Below are 16103 nucleotides of genomic sequence, written 5' to 3'. Positions count from 1 at the left end.
CCGCAGAACACTCCTATGTGCACAACCAAGGCTGTGGAGGACAGGTGCCTACGAAAAATCCCGCCCTTGTCCGCCACTCGAGCCGTACAACGGTGAGCGGAGCGAACAAGAGCGGGATCGGCGGAAACTAGAGAACAGGCAGAACCTCAAGCCCACCAAGGTACTTCTGCAGTGCCTTGGGGACGTTGACGGAGCCGTCCGGGTTCTGGTGGTGCTCAAGGATGGCAACGATCCAGCGTGTAGTGGCCAGCGTGCCGTTCAGTGTTGCTACGGCACGGGTTCCCTTGGCAACACCTTCGTCATTGACCACGCGTTCACGGATGTTGAGGCGGCGAGCCTGGAAAGTGGTGCAGTTGGACGTTGAGGTGAGCTCGCGGTAAGCGTTTTGGGTGGGAACCCAGGCTTCACAGTCGAACTTGCGGGCCGCGGACATACCGAGGTCGCCTGCGGCAGTGTCAATGACACGGTAGGGAAGCTCACACTTGGCCAGCATTTCCTCCTCCCATGCGAGCAGGCGCTCATGTTCGGCAGCTGCTTCCTCAACCGTGGTGTAGATAAACATCTCCACCTTGTTGAACTGGTGCACGCGGATGATGCCACGGGTGTCCTTGCCGTGGGAACCGGCCTCACGGCGGTAGCAGGAGCTCTGCCCCGCGTAGCGGATGGGGCCGGCGGAGAGGTCCAGGATCTCGTCTGCGTGGTAGCCGGCGAGGGCCACCTCCGAAGTCCCCACAAGGTAAAGGTCGTCTTCAGCGAGACGGTAGATCTCGGCGTCGTGCTTTACATCAAAACCGGTGCCCTGCATGGTCTCGGGACGCACCAAAGTGGGGGTGATCATGGGAACGAAACCGGCATCGATGGCCTGCTCCATGGCCATCTGCAGGAGTGCCATTTCCAGCCGGGCGCCCACACCGCGGAGGAAGTAGAAGCGTGAGCCGGAAACCTTGGCTCCACGTTCCATGTCGATCGCGCCGATCAGTTCACCGATTTCCAAGTGGTCCTTCGGTTCGAAGTCCGTGAATTCGCGCGGAGTACCAACGGTTTTGACCACAACGTAGTCATCCTCGCCGCCCTCGGGGACACCGTCCACAATGAGGTTGGGGATGACGCGGAGCAGCTCTTCCTGCTTGGCCTGGGCGGCAGAGGCCTCTGCGGAAGCAGCCTTCACGGAGTTGGCCAGTTCCTTGACCTCGGCCAGCAATGCCTGCTTTTCCTCGCCCTTGGCCTGCGCCACCTTCTTGCCGAAAGCGTTCTGCTCGGCGCGGAGGGTTTCGTGGCGGATCAGGGCAGCGCGACGATCGGAGTCAGCGGAGATGATCGCGTCCACAACGGACTCGTCGGCGCCACGGGCGCGCTGGCTGGCACGGAACTTGTCCGGATTTTCGCTGAGGTCTTTTACGTCGATCACCAGACAAGAGTATCGAATCCACCGCGGATTTCCGGCCCGCAGCGGGCAAAGGTCGCCCGCCCCGACGGCGCGGCCAAGAGGGCACTGCCCAGGAGGATAGTGTTGGAGCACCATGAGCGACTGGATCCTGTACCTGATTCTCGCTGGGGGCGTGGCGTTTGCCGTCTCCAGCTGGTGGGGTGTGCGCCGATTGAAAGCCCGGCACATCAGGAGCGCGGTTCGGGAGGACTCCCACAAGCCCGGCCCGGGGGACCAGCGCGTCGCGGTCATCCTCAATCCCGTGAAAAACAACGCGGAGGTGGCCCGGCAAGCCATCATTGACGCCTGTGATCTAGCCGGATGGGACGCACCAAAGTTTTTTGAAACCACCGTGGACGACCCCGGATACGGTCAGTCGCGCCAGGCGCTGGCTTACGGAGCCGACGTCGTTCTTGCGTGCGGCGGTGACGGTACCGTGCGCGTGGTGGCCGAGTCGCTGGCCCACAAGAACGTGGCCATGGGCCTCATTCCGCTGGGCACCGGAAATCTGTTGGCGCGCAACGTGGACCTGGACGTCACGGACATCGCCGACTGCATACAGATCGCGTTGTTCGGACATCAGCGCTTCATCGATACGGCCACCATGGGCATAGACAACGACATCACCGGCGAGTCCGCCCAGCACACCTTCCTGGTCATCGCCGGCATGGGCCTGGACGCCGAAGTTGTTGGCGACACCAAAGAAGACCTCAAAAAGAGCGTCGGCTGGCTCGCCTACACAGAGGCAGGCGTCCGCCATCTTCCTGGGCGCCGCAAACGCGTCACCATCACCATGGATGATCAGCCCGAGCAGGCACGGAAGATCCGCAGCGTACTGTTCGCCAACTGTGGCTTGATTCCCGGCGGGATCGACTTCATCCCCCAAGCCATGATCGACGACGGAATGCTGGACATTGTGGTGATGAGCCCGCGTAGCGCCTTCGGCTGGCTCGCCATGTACACAAAAGTCCTCTTCAAGCACAAGGCCAACCTACCCATGATGAGCTTCTACCGCTCCGGGAAAGTCGTCATCCGCAGCCAGGAACCCATGGCTACCCAGCTCGACGGCGATCCCTCAGGTGAGGCGACAACGGTCACCGTGCAAGTGGAGCCAGGGTCCCTCCTGGTCCGCGTACCGAAGGCAACGACGGACTAGACTGCGCCGACGTCCGGCTGGGCGGCGTTCTTGTCGGCTTCCTCGGTTGCAGCCTTGGCAGCGGCGCGGGCCTCGGCTTGCTCCTTGATCATTGCTTGTTCTTCTTCAAAGCGGAGCCGGTCTGCACGATCGGCTTCATCGCCATTCCAGTCGTCCTGGTTCTCGCCTGTGGGCTTCGGATTGACGATCATGCCTTGGCCGTCTTTGTCATCCCGGTGGACAGACATGACCGCTCCTTTCGTTGGTACATTCATCCATCGTTTATGGATCAGGCAAGCATACGCACAGAAGCATCCTTACGAAAGGGGCCAACGTCCCGGCTGTGGATAGCGCCTAGGAACCCTTTAGGATCGATTCAACCCAGGCGTGCGCCGAGGCAAAGGCAGCGTCGGACGTGTGCGGGGCAACCGTGGCCGGCTGCTTGTCGGCACGCGCGTAGGATCCAAGGAACCGGGTTGCCGGACTGATCCGGTGGAGGCCTGCTAGAGCGTCGGCAACCCGCGAATCGGCGGCGTGACCGTCGGCGTCGATGCTAAAGAAGTAATGACCCAAATACTGTCCCGTGGGTCGCGATTCGATGCGGCTCAGGTTCACCCCGCGGGAGGCGAACTGATCCAGGATCTCCATGAGCGCGCCGGGGTGATCCTCAGGCAACGGCACCACAACAGTGGTTTTGTCCGCGCCTGTGCGGTCCGGAAGAAGACCTGGCTTGCTCACCAAAATGAACCGCGTCACCGCCTCGGGGTTGTCGCCGATGTCCTCGGCCAGAACATTCAGGCCGGGTTGCTCGGCTGCAACCAACGGACCACAAATTGCGGCTTCGTACGGAGTGTCGTCCTCCAGCAGTCCCATGGCGGCGGCCGCCGTCGACGATCCCGGAACGTAATCGGCGTTCGGGAGGTGCTCATCCACCCACAGACGGCACTGCGCCCAGGCATGGCCGTGCGTCGAGATCCGCTTGATATCGGAAAGCTCGACGCCGGGCCGCGCCACGAGCACGAAGGTGATAGGGACAAGGGCCTCGCGGATGATCCGGAGCTCTTCGCCCGTGGCAATCGCGTCCAACGTGGCTGTGACGCCACCCTCCACCGAGTTTTCGATGGGGACCATGGCTGCGTCAGCTTCGCCTGCGCGAACCCGATCCAGGGCCGTGTTGACGGTGGTGCATGGAATTCGAGTGGCGTCAGCAGCGCCGGGTACCTGCAGGAGCGCAGCCTCGGTGAAGGTGCCCTCAGGACCGAGGAATGTATAGGTAACCGCTGACATCAAATATTCCTTGCTGGTTATATAACCGGGTCAGAGAACAACCGGCTTCAGGCCATTATCCGAAACCATCGGCTTCCCGGCCTCAAACCACATATCCATGCCACCGGCCACGTTCACAGCAGAGTAGCCCTGCCCCACGAGCCACTGCACGGCGCGGAAGGAGCGGCCACCGGTGCGGCAGATGACGAACAGGTCGTCGTCCGGATCGAGTTCGTCCAGGCGTGCCGGAAGCTGGTCCATGGGAATGTGTCGTGCACCTTCTGCATGCCCGGCCACCCACTCGTAGTCTTCGCGCACGTCCAGGATGCTGGCGTTGGCCGGAATGTCGCCCACAGGCACGGTATCGAAGTCGCTCATGGCGTTCCCTTCCCATCGATTAAGTCCAGCATCCAGCCTAGTCCCCGAGGCGTGCCACCGTAACTCGAAGAGCGGACCGCCCTTGCTTCCCGACGGCCGGACGTTAAGACTGGGACGGAAGCGCTCCCCGACCCTCGGCCCGTTAGGAGTACCCCATGGCTACTGGGCAACCGACCATTCTGGCGACATCCGGCGGTTACAAGCCGGGCGATCGCACCAGGCTCGAGTTCAACCATCTGATGCACTACGCCGTGGAGTTGTCCGGTGTGACCGGCCGCGCCCCACGCGTGACACACATCGGCACGGCGTCCGGTGATCAACGCTGGTGGGCTGCGGAAATGGATCAGGCAGCGCGCATCGCGGGGTTCGACTTCAGCCACCTCAACCTCTTCACCATGCCCAACATCGAGGACCCGGAAGCGCACCTCCTGGAGCAGGATGTGGTCTGGGTGAACGGCGGTTCGGTGGTGAACCTGCTGGCCGTATGGCGGGCCCACGGACTGGACGGGATCCTGCGGAAGGCCTGGGAAAGCGGGGTGGTGCTGGCAGGCGTCTCAGCGGGCTCCATCTGTTGGTACCAGGGTGGCGTGACCGACTCCTTTGGCCCTGAGCTGCAGCCTGTCACCAACGCGCTGGGCTTCCTCCCTTACGGAAACGGCGTCCACTACGACTCTGAAGTGCGGCGGGCGCCGGCAATCCACAAGCTGGTGGCCAGCGGCACACTCGGTGAGACGCACTGCACGGACGACGGCGTGGGGCTGGTTTATCGGGGCACGGAACTTGTGGAGGTGGTGTCCGAAGTGAAGAACAAGGCAGCCTTCCGGGTAACCGCAGGTGCCGGCGAGAGCGTGGACGCTGTTGCTGTGGAGGAACGGTTGGAGTCGCGTTTCCTTGGTTGATCCTTACCTGCATGACATTTCGCGAATGACGGCTGTTGAGCTCCGCGATGCCCTGGCATCGGGCGAACTCTCTGCGCGTGAGGCCACCGCGCATTTCCTGTCTGCGATCGAATCGCGGAACAGGCAACTGGGCGCCTTCGTCACCGTCACGGCAGAACAGGCCGTCAAGGATGCCACGACCGCGGATCGGCTGCACGCCAGACTGATCCGCGAGCACCGACAAGACGATCTCGCCCTCCTTCACGGCGTGCCCACCGCGTTCAAGGACCTCACCGATGTGGCCGGCGTTCCCACAACGCACGGCAGCGCTGCCCTCGAGCACAAGCCCGCCCCGGAGGACGGGGCCCTCGCCGCAACCTTGAAGGCCCAGGGTGTCATCTCACTTGGCAAGACACAGGTTCCGGAATTCGGACTTACGGCCTACAGCGAAAACCGCGTCGCACCGCCGTCGCGCAATCCGCACGCCTTGGGGCGAAGCTCCGGCGGCTCGTCGGGCGGCAGCGCGGCAGCCGTGGCAGCGGGGCTTGTTCCGTTTGCACCAGGGACCGACGGCGGCGGGTCCATCCGGATACCGGCCGGTGCCTGCGGACTGGTCGGCTTGAAACCGGGGCGGGGCGTGGTGCCGTCGGGTGCGAGCGCGGGGGATGCAGCCAAGTTGGTGGTTGCCGGACCCCTGGCACGGACCGCTGCGGATGCGGCACTGCTGATGGACGCGCTGGTCCCGCGGAGTGATGCGCCCGACGGCGGTTACCTCGCCAATGTGGGGCGGGCGCCGGAGCCCCTGAGGATCGGCGTGAGCCTGGACAGCCCGTGGGCCGGCGTGTACCCGTTCGAGATCGAGCCGGAAGCGATGGACGCCCTGGAGCTCGGAACCAAGCTGCTGGAGAAGGCCGGGCATAACATCACCGAAGCTGAAATCCGCTACGACAACCGCTATCCGGAGGCGTTCACAACAGCTTGGACTGCCGGCGTCGGGAGTGCCCGGATAGCACCCCAGCGCGAGGCGCTGCTGACCCCGCTGACCCGGACATTCCGGCGTCGGGCGCAACAGCGGAGCGCGTTGAAGGTCAACGAAGCCCTGAGTTTCCTGCGGCAGTTCGAGCACGATACCGTCACTCAGTATGCCGCGTGGGACGTGATTCTCATGCCGACCCTTGCGCAGACACCGAGGCCGGTTGGATGGTTCACGGGCGGCGGACACAGCGGTGAGCCGTGGCCGAGCGAGTGGTCCGGCGACGCTGATGAGGACTACAAAAGGCAGTGCCAGTTCGCGCCATGGTCCTCCATGGTAAACGTGTGCGGACTCCCGGCAATCACCATTCCGGTGCACACCACGCCGAGTGGCCTGCCGATGGGGATTCAGCTGATTGGCCGGTCCGGGTCTGAACTGCTGCTCCTCCAGCTCGCGGCCGTCCTCGAGACCCGCTGAGACCCACTGAGACCCACTGACGGTCGCGTCTAGCATATGGAAAGTGGTTGCCCCGGGCATTCATCGATGTGACAATGCCCGCAGTCAGTGCCAGCATTGAGAAAATGAGCACACCTCAAACCACGGCTGAGTCCGCAAAGCCAGCGGGCGATACGTCATTCTTCGGCCACCCAAAGATGTTGGCCAGCCTCTTCTCCGTGGAAATGTGGGAGCGATTCTCCTTCTACGGCATGCAGGGAATCCTGCTCTACTACATGTACTTCACCGCCGAGCAGGGCGGTCTTTCCATTGACCAGGGGCTCGCCGCTGGTCTGGTGGGTGCGTACGGTGGTGGCGTTTACCTGTCGACGATCCTCGGTGCATGGCTCGCCGACCGTCTCTTCGGCTCCGAAAAGGTCCTGTTCGGCTCGGCCATCATGATCATGGCCGGCCACGTCGCACTGGCACTCCTGCCGGGCATTCCGGGCCTGATCGCAGGTTTGGTGCTGGTTGGCATCGGCTCGGGTGGCCTGAAAGCCAACGCCACGGCGCTGGTCGGCAGCCTGTACGGCGAGAAGGACGAGCGCCGCGACGCCGGCTTCTCCATCTTCTACATGGGCATCAACATCGGCGGCCTCATTGGCCCGCTGGTCACCGGTTGGCTGCAGACAAGCTACGGCTTCCACGTCGGCTTTGGTGCCGCAGCCGTGGGCATGGCGATCGGCCTGGTCATCTACTCCCTGGGCCGCAAACGCCTTCCGGAGGAAGCCCACCGCGTTCCCAACCCCCTTCCCGCGAAGGATCGCACAAAGTATGGCCTGATCTTCCTGGCCATCCTGATCGTCATTGGGGTCTTGCTCGGCACAGGGATTGTCAACGCCAACAACCTGGCCCGGAGCATGGCCTACGCCGCAATCGGCGCCGCTGTGATCTACCTGTTCCTGATCTTCCGCAGCCCGCTGGTCACCGCCGTGGAGCGCAAGCGCGTGATCGCGTTCATCCCTCTGTTCATCGCATCTGCCGGGTTCTGGGCGCTGTTCCAGCAGCAGTTCACGTTCATTGCTGTGTACTCGCAGGAGAAACTGGACCGCAACTTGTTTGGCTGGGAAATGCCGGCCGCCTGGGTCCAGTCCATCAACCCGGTATTCATCATCATCTTCGCCGGCGTTATGGCTGCCCTCTGGACCAAGTTGGGCTCCAAGCAGCCGAGTTCGCCACTGAAGTTCTCCGCGGGCCTTTTCATCATGGGCCTGGCATTCCTGGCATTCATCCCGCTGGCCGGCGAGGGCAAGACTCCCCTGCTGGCTCTTGTGGGCATCCTGTTCATGTTCACCCTGGCGGAACTGTTCCTCTCCCCCATCGGCCTGTCCGTGAGCACCAAGCTCGCTCCGCAGGCATTCCACACCCAGATGGTGGCGCTGTTCTTCCTGTCAGTCTCGCTCGGCACTACGCTGGCCGGCATCCTCGCGGGCCTCTACAACCCCGAGGATGAGCTCCCGTACTTCCTGGGCATCGGAGGCGTGGCAGTGGTACTGGCCGTTGGCCTGGCTGCGGCATCGCCCGCGATCAAGAAGCTGATGGGCGGCGTGCGGTAGGTCCCGGCTCCTCCGGGCACTCCCCCGACGCCGCGCACATCGGCTGACCACACGCAAACGGACCAGCGCCACCTATATCAAGGTGGCGCTGGTCCGTTTCTGTATCGCCCACGAATTTGGGTGGCCCGGCTGGACCTCAACGACGGCGACCCTTGCGTCAGGTGGTATTCCCACCTGACGCAAGGGTCGCCGTCGTACGCGGTTTAGAAGTTGTTGTTATAACTGCTGCTCGAGGCGCCGATGGCGATGAAGAAGATGATGCCGAAGATCAGCGTCAACGCCACGCCGATGTAGCCCATCACGAGGCCGGCGATTGCCATGCCCTTGCCCGCGGGCTCGCGCTTCAAGGCGAGGTGGCCCAGGATCACGGCTGCGATCTGCGGCAGGATGAAGAACCCGAAGCCAACGTAGATTGCGATGCCGCAACACATGCTGGCGATACTCAGGCCCTTGGGCTCAGCCTGCATGGCGTAGTACGCCGGCTGGCCGTACGGCGACTGCGGCTGGCCGTAGGGCTGCTGACCATAAGGCTGCTGATTGAACGCCTGCTGCTGGTACGGGCTCGGAGGCTGACCATAGGGCGACGGCGGCTGCTGGCTGTAGTCACCCGGCGTGTATGCGCTGGCGGGCGGCTGCGGCTGCGTGTAGAAGTCGTTCTGCCCCTGGGCGTCCTGCGTGTACGGGTTCTGCCCGTGTGCGCTCTGCTCGTAGGGCGGGAGCGGCTGGGTCGCGTTGGCGCCGTGCTCAGGTGCACTCTCGGCGGACGCACCATGACCTGGCGTGCTTTCTGCGGGCGTGCCCGACTCAGGCGCGCTGAACTGTGCGGGCGGAACGTACTGCGGCGGTTCGTAGCCCGCCGGCTTGTCCTCGTTGCCCTTGGATGGCTGGTCTGACATAGGAATCCCCCTGGATTTGGTCTTTGATCCCAACACTACCGCCGCCGGGGGCACCACATAAGGTAACGCGGGTTCCGTGTACATGTCCCGAACAAATGCGAGGAACGTCATATTGATGCATACGCATGGAATATTTCCGAGTCGGACTCGGTTTTCATAAGTAGCGCTCAAGCGGCGCTCACTTACGAATCTGCGGGAGCTGTCCCGCGAAGGAGGAATCATGGGTAACTTCGAAGGCAAAACCGCGCTCGTCACCGGCGGAGGCTCCGGCCTCGGGGAAGCGATCAGCAAGGACCTCGCGAAGAACGGCGTCAACGTTGTAGTAGTGGACGTTAACCTCGAAGCTGCCACGCGCGTGGCCGAACAGATTACGGCCGACGGCGGCAAGGCAGTCCCGTTCCAAGGCAACACTGCTGTGGCCGAGGACAGCAAGAAAGCAGTCGACTTCGCCGTGGAGAGCTACGGGGCGCTTAATTACGCCGTCAACAATGCCGGTATCGGCGGGGCCAGCGCTCCTGTCGGAGAAATCGACATCGAGGACTGGGACCGGGTCATCGCCATCAACTTGAGCGGCGTCCTCTACGGAATGCGCTACCAAGTCCCGGCCATCCTTGCCGCAGGCGCGTCCGAGGGCGCCATCGTGAACATGGCATCGATCCACGGCGCTGTCGCAGCTCCCGGCAATGCGGCATACACCGCGGCCAAGCACGGCGTGGTGGGCATGACCAAGAATGCTGCGGCGGAATACGGAGCCCAGGGACTTCGCGTCAATGCAATCGGCCCCGGCTACATCGATACTCCCTTGTTGGCTGCCGCACCGAAGGAAGTTGTCAGCGGGCTCGAAGCAAAGCACCCGCTGGGCCGTCTGGGGCAAGCTGAGGAGATCGCGAACGTCACCACGTTCCTCCTCTCCGATAAGGCCAGCTTCATGACCGGCTCGTACGTACTCGTCGATGGCGGCTACACCGCCGTCTAGCGTTATCCGTTGTCGCTTCGCCCGGTTCATTGGCTCCTTTTCGGGCTTCGGGACCGGGGCGGGGCGATCTTTTTTGGCTAGCAGCCGCCCGTGAACGCGAAGTGAATCTTTGCCGCCTCGCCCATGGCACGGGCGCAGTAGCGGCGCCATTCGGCGTCACAGGGGCCGGATCCCGGACATTTCGTGTCAGCGGGCCCCAGGGTCTGGCATGCTGGACCCCATGGCTAGCCGAGCGGGCACAGTTGCCCTTCCCCAGGACCTTGTTGACATCACAGCCCTGCTGGACGCGTATTTCGACGTAACTCCGGATTTGGGCGACCCTGCGCAGCGCGTGGCGTTTGGAACGTCCGGGCACCGCGGATCCAGTTTGAAGGCCTCCTTCAACGAGCCGCACATCCTCGCGATCACGCAGGCAATCGTTGAATACCGTGGCCGTCAGGGCATCACAGGGCCGCTGTTCATCGGCCGCGATACCCACGCCCTCAGCGAGCCTGCACAGAACTCCGCGCTGGAGGTACTGGCTGCCAATGGCGTGACCGTCCTGGTGGACGCCCGCCACGGTTACACCCCGACGCCGGCGCTGAGCCACGCGATCCTCAAATACAACCGCGAAGCCGCGCCGGGTACACCCCAGGCTGACGGCATCGTGGTCACCCCCAGCCACAACCCGCCCGGCGACGGCGGCTTCAAGTACAACCCGCCCCACGGTGGTCCCGCCGATACCGACGCCACGGGATGGATCGCCGACCGCGCCAACCAGCTCCTCGAGAACGGTCTCCGCGGCGTCAAGCGGATGCCGCTGAACGATGCTCTGGCCGCTGACACCACCGGCAAGTTCGACTTCCTTTCCAGCTACGTGGATGACCTACCGTCCGTGCTGAACCTGGACGCGATCCGCAACGCCGGGGTGCGCATTGGCGCTGATCCCATGGGCGGCGCCTCCGTTGACTACTGGGGCGAGATCGGCGAGCGCCACCAGCTCAACCTCACGGTTGTGAATCCCACAGTTGATCCGCAGTGGGCTTTCATGACCCTCGACTGGGACGAGAAGATCCGCATGGACTGCTCGTCGCCGTCGGCCATGGCGTCCCTCATTAAACGGATGGCCGCGGGCGCCGATGGCACCGCCGCTTATGACGTCGCCACGGGGAACGACGCCGACGCCGACCGCCACGGCATCGTCACACCTCTTGTTGATGGGGTGGGTGGGCTGATGAACCCGAACCACTACCTCGCCGTCGCCATTGATTATCTGTACCGGAACCGCAGTGGCTGGAACCCGGAGTCCGTGGTGGGCAAGACTCTGGTGTCGTCGTCGATTATTGACCGTGTTGCCGCCGGTCTCGGCCGCAAGCTGGTCGAGGTTCCCGTGGGCTTCAAGTGGTTTGTTCCGGGCCTTCTGTCCGGCGAGGGTGCCTTCGGTGGCGAAGAGTCAGCCGGCGCGTCTTTCAACAAGCTCGATGGCAGCGTGTGGACCACGGACAAGGACGGCATCCTGCTGGCGCTGCTGGCGTCCGAGATCACGGCCGTTACGGGTCAGTCTCCGTCGCAGCTGTACAAGGGCCTGACTGACCAGTTCGGTGCTCCCGTTTACGCCCGCATCGACGCTGCCGCCACTCGCGAGCAGAAGTCCAAGCTGGGCAAGCTCTCTGCAGCCGATGTCACCGCTACTTCCCTTGCCGGCGAAGAGATTACGGCCAAGCTCACCGAGGCTCCCGGCAACGGCGCCTCGATCGGCGGCCTCAAAGTGGTCACCGAGAACGCCTGGTTCGCGGCCCGTCCCTCCGGTACCGAGGACGTCTACAAGATCTACGCCGAGTCCTTCAAGGGCGCCGACCACCTGGCACAGGTTCAGCAAGAGGCAAAGGCGCTGGTGGACGGGGTTATCGCCTAGGTTCTGCTGGGCTGGCGACGCTGGCGACACGCATATCCGCTAGCGACACTGAAACGGGCTGAGGACACTCGGTTTTGGGTGTCCTCAGCCCGTTTCGGTGTCTTCAGTCGGCTTCCGCGTCCTGCGTCCAGAGCCTGAGGATTCGGCGGATGGTGTGGTCACCTTCCGGCGCCATGTCCACCAGCGCTACCTGGTCAAGCACGACGACGTCTCCGGACTTGGGGCGCTTGCCATCGTGGTGCGAGATGTGCGGCCGATACCGTTCCAAGACGTAGTTGGGAGTGGCAATGCGCCCGCCTACGGTGTTTGCTGCGTCGACGATCTCCTCATGAAGGCCCTGAAGCAGCGGATTGTGCTCGATCAGGCTCACCGGGATGGACCCCATATGCCCGAAACCCGCCTCTTCGCCCACTCTCAGCCGGGTGCCTAGCGCACCCTTGACGGGCGCTTCGGCCAAGTCCGCCAAAACATCGGCGACGTCGGCACTCACGTCAGAGCCGACGTCGAACCTTAACAGTGTGATGTGAAGCGGCCAGTCGCTGCGCGGAAAAACCAGCCCGGGCGATACGGGCTCCGTGAACGCCACCCAGATGAGGTTCCGCATAGGCATAGTTTGCCACCACGCCGGACAAACCATCTCTCACATGCCGGCCCTAAATTTTGAACCATCTCTCACCTACCTATGGAGTCGGGGCAAGCGAAATTCAAGAATCTGGTGTGGACCCGGGCGGACCTGCGAGAGCGTCGGGCTCAAGCCCGAGGGATACGAGAGAGCGTCGGGCTCAAGCCCGAGGGATATGAGAGAGGGTCGCCCGTAAGCCCGAGGGATATGAGCGAGCGACGGGTATGCAGGACGCCACAAACGCAAAACGCCCGCTCACTGGACGTGTGCGGGCGTTTCTGCTGCGGAGAACTTAGACGGTGCGAACAACATCGTCGTAAGCGAACTTCGGCTTGGCTTCGCCCCACGCGTCCGGGCCCGGCTGGCCGATGTTGACCACGAGGAAGCTCTTCTGATCGCCGGCCGGGAAGAACTCGGCGTCGATAGCGGAGAAGTCGGCGCCGGTCATCGGGCCGGCAGCGAAACCGAGCGAGCGCACGGCGAGGATGAAGTAGCCGGCCTGCAAATGAGCGTTGTTGTTGCCAGTAGCAGCGGCGAAAGCGGGGTCGGCGTCGTATATGGCCTTGGGCGCGCCGTAGGCGGGGAGGAACTTGTCCCACTGACCCTGCCAGTCGGTGTCGTAAGACAGGATGGCGACCAACGGAGCGGAGGCGGTCTTGGCCTTGTTGCCGTTGGAGAGGGCGTCGACGAGCTTGGCGCGGGCCTCGTCCGAGCGGACGTACGTCACGCGGAGCGGCTGGGAATTGAAGGCAGTGGGGCCGAATTTGGTGAGCTCGTAGATGGCGCGGGCTTGCTCGTCAGTGACCTCACCGGCGAAGCTGTTGGCGGTACGGGCTTCGGCAAAAATGGCGTCGACTGCTGCGGCGTCAATGACTGCTTCTTCGTGGGCGATCGTCATTTCTTGAACCTTTCGCTGGGCCTGGCCCGGGAGCAGGCCGGGCACTTCTGCTTTCCATGGTTGCAACTTCAACTTCCGTTGTCCTCTTCCCATGACGGACCGTGACGTTAGGCACAGCACGAAAGTCGGTAGCATCATGCATACGAGCTGCCGCCGCTTTGGGGACGTTCAGCCGTGGGAATGACGACACCAGAAGGGGCCTGATGCCTACCTTTCCCCTAGCGGCCCGTCAGCGGGCGCTGGCTGTTCTTGCCATGCTTCTGGTGACGTTCCTGATGCCAACCGGGCAGGCCTGGGGCTCCGTTCAGCAGCCCAGCGTCGAGGATCCCGGAACGCGGCTCTTCGGTGCCTTGTTGGACTGGGACAAGGATTCGGCAGCAGATTACGCCCAGCGGCTCGGGGCGCCCGCAGCGCTCTACGGTCAGAACGTGTCCATGCCCGTGGACGAAGGCGGCCGCGAATACCTGAAGGGCTACTTCTCCCAAATCGCCGACCAAGGCTCGCACGCGCTGCTCACGGTCCGCCCCGCGATCGACCTGAAGGACATCAACGACGACGTTGCGGCCACTTTTGCCAGTCAAATCACGACGGCGGCGGCCGGCTTCCGGGGGAAGGTTTTCGTCCGCTTCGCACCGGAAATGAACGCGCCGTGGGTCAGCTGGGGACAAGAGCCGGAAGCTTACCGGGCTGCGTTCGACAAGGTCGCTGCAGCGCTCAGGGCCAACCTGCCGGATCCCGTGATGGTGTGGTCTCCGACAGCAGAAAAGGACTATCCCTTCCAAGTCGCCACCTCCACCCCTCCCAAGGGCGTTCCCCTGGGATCGCTGGACACCAGCGGGAACGGTGTCTGGGACCAGGACGATTCCGCATTTGAACCGTACTATCCGGGTGATGACGTGGTGGACTGGGTTGGTCTGTCCATTTACCACGACACAACGGGCGCCGGCGTGGCAAGCAATACCCTGCCCGTGGCGGGCGAGTTCAATGACGCCCTCCACGCGTCCAGCGGCGGCACCTCCAGCGGCGAGGGCGGAACCGACAATTTCTACAGCACCTACGTCCAAGCCCGAACCAAGCCCCTCCTGGTTGAAACCGGAGCTTTCTACTCGCCCGGGGCCGGGGGCGCCGCTGAGCTCGATGTTAAGGAAACGTGGTGGCACCAGGTTTTCGCCTCTGTTGCGGAGCCCGGGAATGGGTCCGTCCGGGCAGTGGTCTGGAACGAAACCACGGATGTGCGCGAACCGGGCCGGGTGCCCATTGATTGGAGGGCCACGGCCGAGCCCTCACTTGCCGACCCCTTCCGAACGTCGTTGGACACCTCAGGCCTCAGCATTGGACCCGTCACTGAGCGGGGCTTGGAGAACGTGCCTGGTGTCGAGGCACCGCAGCCGAAGACAGGCACAGTCATCCAGGGCTGGGCCGCGTGGGCTTCCGCCGGGTCAGTGCTGGTAGCTGTTGCGGCTTTGTGGCTCTTGTCCTCCCGGGCTTTTGCGAACAAATGGTCCTACACGGGCACGGGTAAGCGTGATGCACGTATCGACATGCTCCGCGGCCTGGCGATCGTGTTTGTGGTGGTAAACCATGTGGGCATCAACTCCGTATTCCAACTGATGAGCCAAGAAACCCTCGGAGTAGTTTCCGGAGCGGAGCTGTTCGTCATGCTCTCCGGAGTGGTTTTAGGCATGGTCTACGGGCCCCGCATTGCTACAGAACTCGGTGACGTGGTGGATGGAACCACCAAGCGCGCCTGGAAGTTGTATTTCACAGCCCTTGCCGTGGTCCTGATGGTGTACGGATTGAGTCTGCTCCCCTTCATCAACGCCGCAGCGGTGACCACCTTCACCGACCAAGGAACCGGCGGAGCAGGACGCGTGGCTGCGGGCACTACGTACGACCTCTACGCCGGAATGGAGGGGTTGCTGCAGTTCCCCGTCCCGCAAGGGCTCATCCCGGCGCTCCTATTGCTGCAGGTCGGGCCGTGGCAGTTCAACATCATGGGCCTCTACGTCGTTCTGTTGCTCATCAGCCCCCTAATCCTCGTGGCGCTATCCCGCGGGTTTACCTGGCTGGTCCTCACGCTTAGCGTCAGCCTCTACATCGCGGGGTCGATCTTCCGTTTCCGCCTGCTGCCTTCGCAATTCGAGGATTCATTCCCGCTTCTCGTGTGGCAGCTCCTGTTCGTTGTGGGAATGACCGCCGGGTTCTATCGACATCAAATCATCCAGTGGTTTGCCGATCCGCGACGGCGCCTACTGCTTGGCATGTGCATTTTCCTGGCGGCTGCCTGTGCCGTCTTCTCCTGGAGCGGTCCTTATATGACCAACCAGCTGGACTTCCGGCTCGCGCTTATCCCCGAAACGACGTTCAGGTACGTCTACGACACCTTCTTCAGCCGGACCTATCTTGGGCCGGGACGGGTGCTCAACGTCTTCCTTATAACCATCGCCTTGTACGCATTGCTAAGTGCTTTTTGGAAGCCGCTGTCACGTGCCGTTGGCTGGTTCTTCATACCTCTGGGCCAAGCCACCCTGTACGTGTTCATCATGCACGTGTTCTTCATTGTGGCCATCGCCAACATCCCTGCCCTGCGGGACGGGAACCTCTGGCTGAACACCGCCGTGTACATCGCCTTGCTCGCCATACTTTGGGTGATGGTGAAAACCAAGTTCCTGTTCAGGCTGGTTCCTCGCTAAAGACGGCGTTCGTCGCC

At 63.0% G+C, this 16103-nt stretch carries 14 protein-coding genes; 7 read left to right on the top strand and 7 right to left on the bottom strand.

Features of this window, described 5'->3' with window-relative positions:
• Positions 1–127 precede the first annotated feature (127 nt).
• Positions 128–1408 carry a serine--tRNA ligase gene (gene serS, locus ACNAOT_RS00510; protein WP_017198243.1) on the bottom strand — a complete coding sequence of 427 codons (1281 nt, stop codon included), beginning with the start codon at positions 1406–1408 and terminating at the stop codon, positions 128–130.
• Between the two features lie 112 nt (positions 1409–1520).
• Between serS and ACNAOT_RS00505 the strand changes: the two genes are divergently transcribed.
• Positions 1521–2582: a diacylglycerol/lipid kinase family protein gene (locus ACNAOT_RS00505; RefSeq protein ID WP_420179597.1), complete on the top strand. Its 1062-nt coding sequence runs from the start codon at positions 1521–1523 to the stop codon at positions 2580–2582.
• Here the strand turns inward: ACNAOT_RS00505 and ACNAOT_RS00500 are convergent.
• The 3 genes from ACNAOT_RS00500 to ACNAOT_RS00490 form a co-directional block, all read right to left on the bottom strand.
• Entirely contained in the window at positions 2579–2809 is a 231-nt protein-coding gene (locus ACNAOT_RS00500) for a hypothetical protein (RefSeq protein WP_054808662.1), read from the bottom strand. The two genes, ACNAOT_RS00505 and ACNAOT_RS00500, sit on opposite strands and share 4 nt — an antisense overlap.
• A gap of 106 nt (positions 2810–2915) precedes the next feature.
• Positions 2916–3848: a prephenate dehydratase gene (gene pheA / locus ACNAOT_RS00495; RefSeq protein WP_420179596.1), complete on the bottom strand. Its 933-nt coding sequence runs from the start codon at positions 3846–3848 to the stop codon at positions 2916–2918.
• Positions 3849–3878: 30 nt separating this feature from the next.
• Positions 3879–4205, bottom strand: coding sequence for a rhodanese-like domain-containing protein (locus ACNAOT_RS00490; protein WP_178994762.1), 327 nt, complete (start codon positions 4203–4205; stop codon positions 3879–3881).
• 155 nt (positions 4206–4360) lie between these two features.
• Between ACNAOT_RS00490 and ACNAOT_RS00485 the strand changes: the two genes are divergently transcribed.
• The 3 genes from ACNAOT_RS00485 to ACNAOT_RS00475 all read left to right on the top strand — a co-directional run bounded on the left by ACNAOT_RS00485 (position 4361) and on the right by ACNAOT_RS00475 (position 8107).
• A complete protein-coding gene (locus ACNAOT_RS00485) occupies positions 4361–5104 on the top strand; it encodes a Type 1 glutamine amidotransferase-like domain-containing protein (RefSeq protein WP_420179595.1) in 744 nt (247 codons plus the stop codon).
• A 25-nt stretch (positions 5105–5129) separates the two neighbouring features.
• Entirely contained in the window at positions 5130–6533 is a 1404-nt protein-coding gene (locus tag ACNAOT_RS00480) for an amidase (protein ID WP_420179594.1), read from the top strand.
• Positions 6534–6607: 74 nt separating this feature from the next.
• Positions 6608–8107, top strand: a complete 1500-nt coding sequence (locus tag ACNAOT_RS00475; RefSeq protein ID WP_091464444.1) for a peptide MFS transporter — start codon at positions 6608–6610, stop codon at positions 8105–8107.
• Positions 8108–8310: 203 nt separating this feature from the next.
• Here ACNAOT_RS00475 and ACNAOT_RS00470 read toward each other — a convergent pair whose 3' ends face one another.
• On the bottom strand, positions 8311–9003 hold the full coding sequence (locus ACNAOT_RS00470; protein ID WP_420179593.1) for a DUF4190 domain-containing protein: 693 nt from the start codon (positions 9001–9003) through the stop codon (positions 8311–8313).
• A 220-nt stretch (positions 9004–9223) separates the two neighbouring features.
• On the opposite strand from ACNAOT_RS00470, the gene ACNAOT_RS00465 reads away from it, so the two are divergent.
• Together ACNAOT_RS00465 and pgm are read left to right on the top strand one after the other, a co-directional pair.
• The gene (locus tag ACNAOT_RS00465; protein ID WP_091464441.1) at positions 9224–9979 is read left to right on the top strand and encodes an SDR family NAD(P)-dependent oxidoreductase; all 756 of its coding nucleotides are present in this window, start codon (positions 9224–9226) and stop codon (positions 9977–9979) included.
• 220 nt (positions 9980–10199) lie between these two features.
• Positions 10200–11873, top strand: a complete 1674-nt coding sequence (pgm, locus tag ACNAOT_RS00460) for a phosphoglucomutase (alpha-D-glucose-1,6-bisphosphate-dependent) (protein ID WP_420179592.1) — start codon at positions 10200–10202, stop codon at positions 11871–11873.
• Positions 11874–11976: 103 nt separating this feature from the next.
• Here the strand turns inward: pgm and ACNAOT_RS00455 are convergent, their stop codons facing one another.
• Entirely contained in the window at positions 11977–12477 is a 501-nt protein-coding gene (locus ACNAOT_RS00455) for a 2'-5' RNA ligase family protein (RefSeq protein ID WP_420179591.1), read from the bottom strand.
• Between the two features lie 310 nt (positions 12478–12787).
• The gene (locus ACNAOT_RS00450; RefSeq protein ID WP_420179590.1) at positions 12788–13393 is read right to left on the bottom strand and encodes a malonic semialdehyde reductase; all 606 of its coding nucleotides are present in this window, start codon (positions 13391–13393) and stop codon (positions 12788–12790) included.
• 203 nt (positions 13394–13596) lie between these two features.
• Here ACNAOT_RS00450 and opgC point away from each other — a divergent pair, with 203 nt between their 5' ends.
• Entirely contained in the window at positions 13597–16086 is a 2490-nt protein-coding gene (gene opgC / locus ACNAOT_RS00445; protein ID WP_420179589.1) for an OpgC domain-containing protein, read from the top strand.
• Positions 16087–16103: the final 17 nt, after the last annotated feature.

This window comes from Paenarthrobacter sp. TA1.8, assembly GCF_048595705.1.
Lineage (GTDB): Bacteria > Actinomycetota > Actinomycetes > Actinomycetales > Micrococcaceae > Arthrobacter > Arthrobacter nitroguajacolicus.
This window is presented reverse-complemented; position numbering and strand designations above follow the sequence as displayed.

What these genes read in the sequence shown, in the direction of transcription:
- ACNAOT_RS00505 (WP_420179597.1), top strand. Translation starts at nt 1,521, where the DNA reads ATGAGCGACTGGATCCTGTACCTGATTCTCGCTGGGGGCGTGGCGTTT.
- ACNAOT_RS00500 (WP_054808662.1), bottom strand. Translation starts at nt 2,809, where the DNA reads ATGTCTGTCCACCGGGATGACAAAGACGGCCAAGGCATGATCGTCAAT.
- pheA (WP_420179596.1), bottom strand. Translation starts at nt 3,848, where the DNA reads ATGTCAGCGGTTACCTATACATTCCTCGGTCCTGAGGGCACCTTCACC.
- ACNAOT_RS00490 (WP_178994762.1), bottom strand. Translation starts at nt 4,205, where the DNA reads ATGAGCGACTTCGATACCGTGCCTGTGGGCGACATTCCGGCCAACGCC.
- ACNAOT_RS00485 (WP_420179595.1), top strand. Translation starts at nt 4,361, where the DNA reads ATGGCTACTGGGCAACCGACCATTCTGGCGACATCCGGCGGTTACAAG.
- ACNAOT_RS00480 (WP_420179594.1), top strand. Translation starts at nt 5,130, where the DNA reads ATGACGGCTGTTGAGCTCCGCGATGCCCTGGCATCGGGCGAACTCTCT.
- ACNAOT_RS00475 (WP_091464444.1), top strand. Translation starts at nt 6,608, where the DNA reads ATGCCCGCAGTCAGTGCCAGCATTGAGAAAATGAGCACACCTCAAACC.
- ACNAOT_RS00470 (WP_420179593.1), bottom strand. Translation starts at nt 9,003, where the DNA reads ATGTCAGACCAGCCATCCAAGGGCAACGAGGACAAGCCGGCGGGCTAC.
- ACNAOT_RS00465 (WP_091464441.1), top strand. Translation starts at nt 9,224, where the DNA reads ATGGGTAACTTCGAAGGCAAAACCGCGCTCGTCACCGGCGGAGGCTCC.
- pgm (WP_420179592.1), top strand. Translation starts at nt 10,200, where the DNA reads ATGGCTAGCCGAGCGGGCACAGTTGCCCTTCCCCAGGACCTTGTTGAC.
- ACNAOT_RS00455 (WP_420179591.1), bottom strand. Translation starts at nt 12,477, where the DNA reads ATGCGGAACCTCATCTGGGTGGCGTTCACGGAGCCCGTATCGCCCGGG.
- ACNAOT_RS00450 (WP_420179590.1), bottom strand. Translation starts at nt 13,393, where the DNA reads ATGACGATCGCCCACGAAGAAGCAGTCATTGACGCCGCAGCAGTCGAC.
- opgC (WP_420179589.1), top strand. Translation starts at nt 13,597, where the DNA reads ATGCCTACCTTTCCCCTAGCGGCCCGTCAGCGGGCGCTGGCTGTTCTT.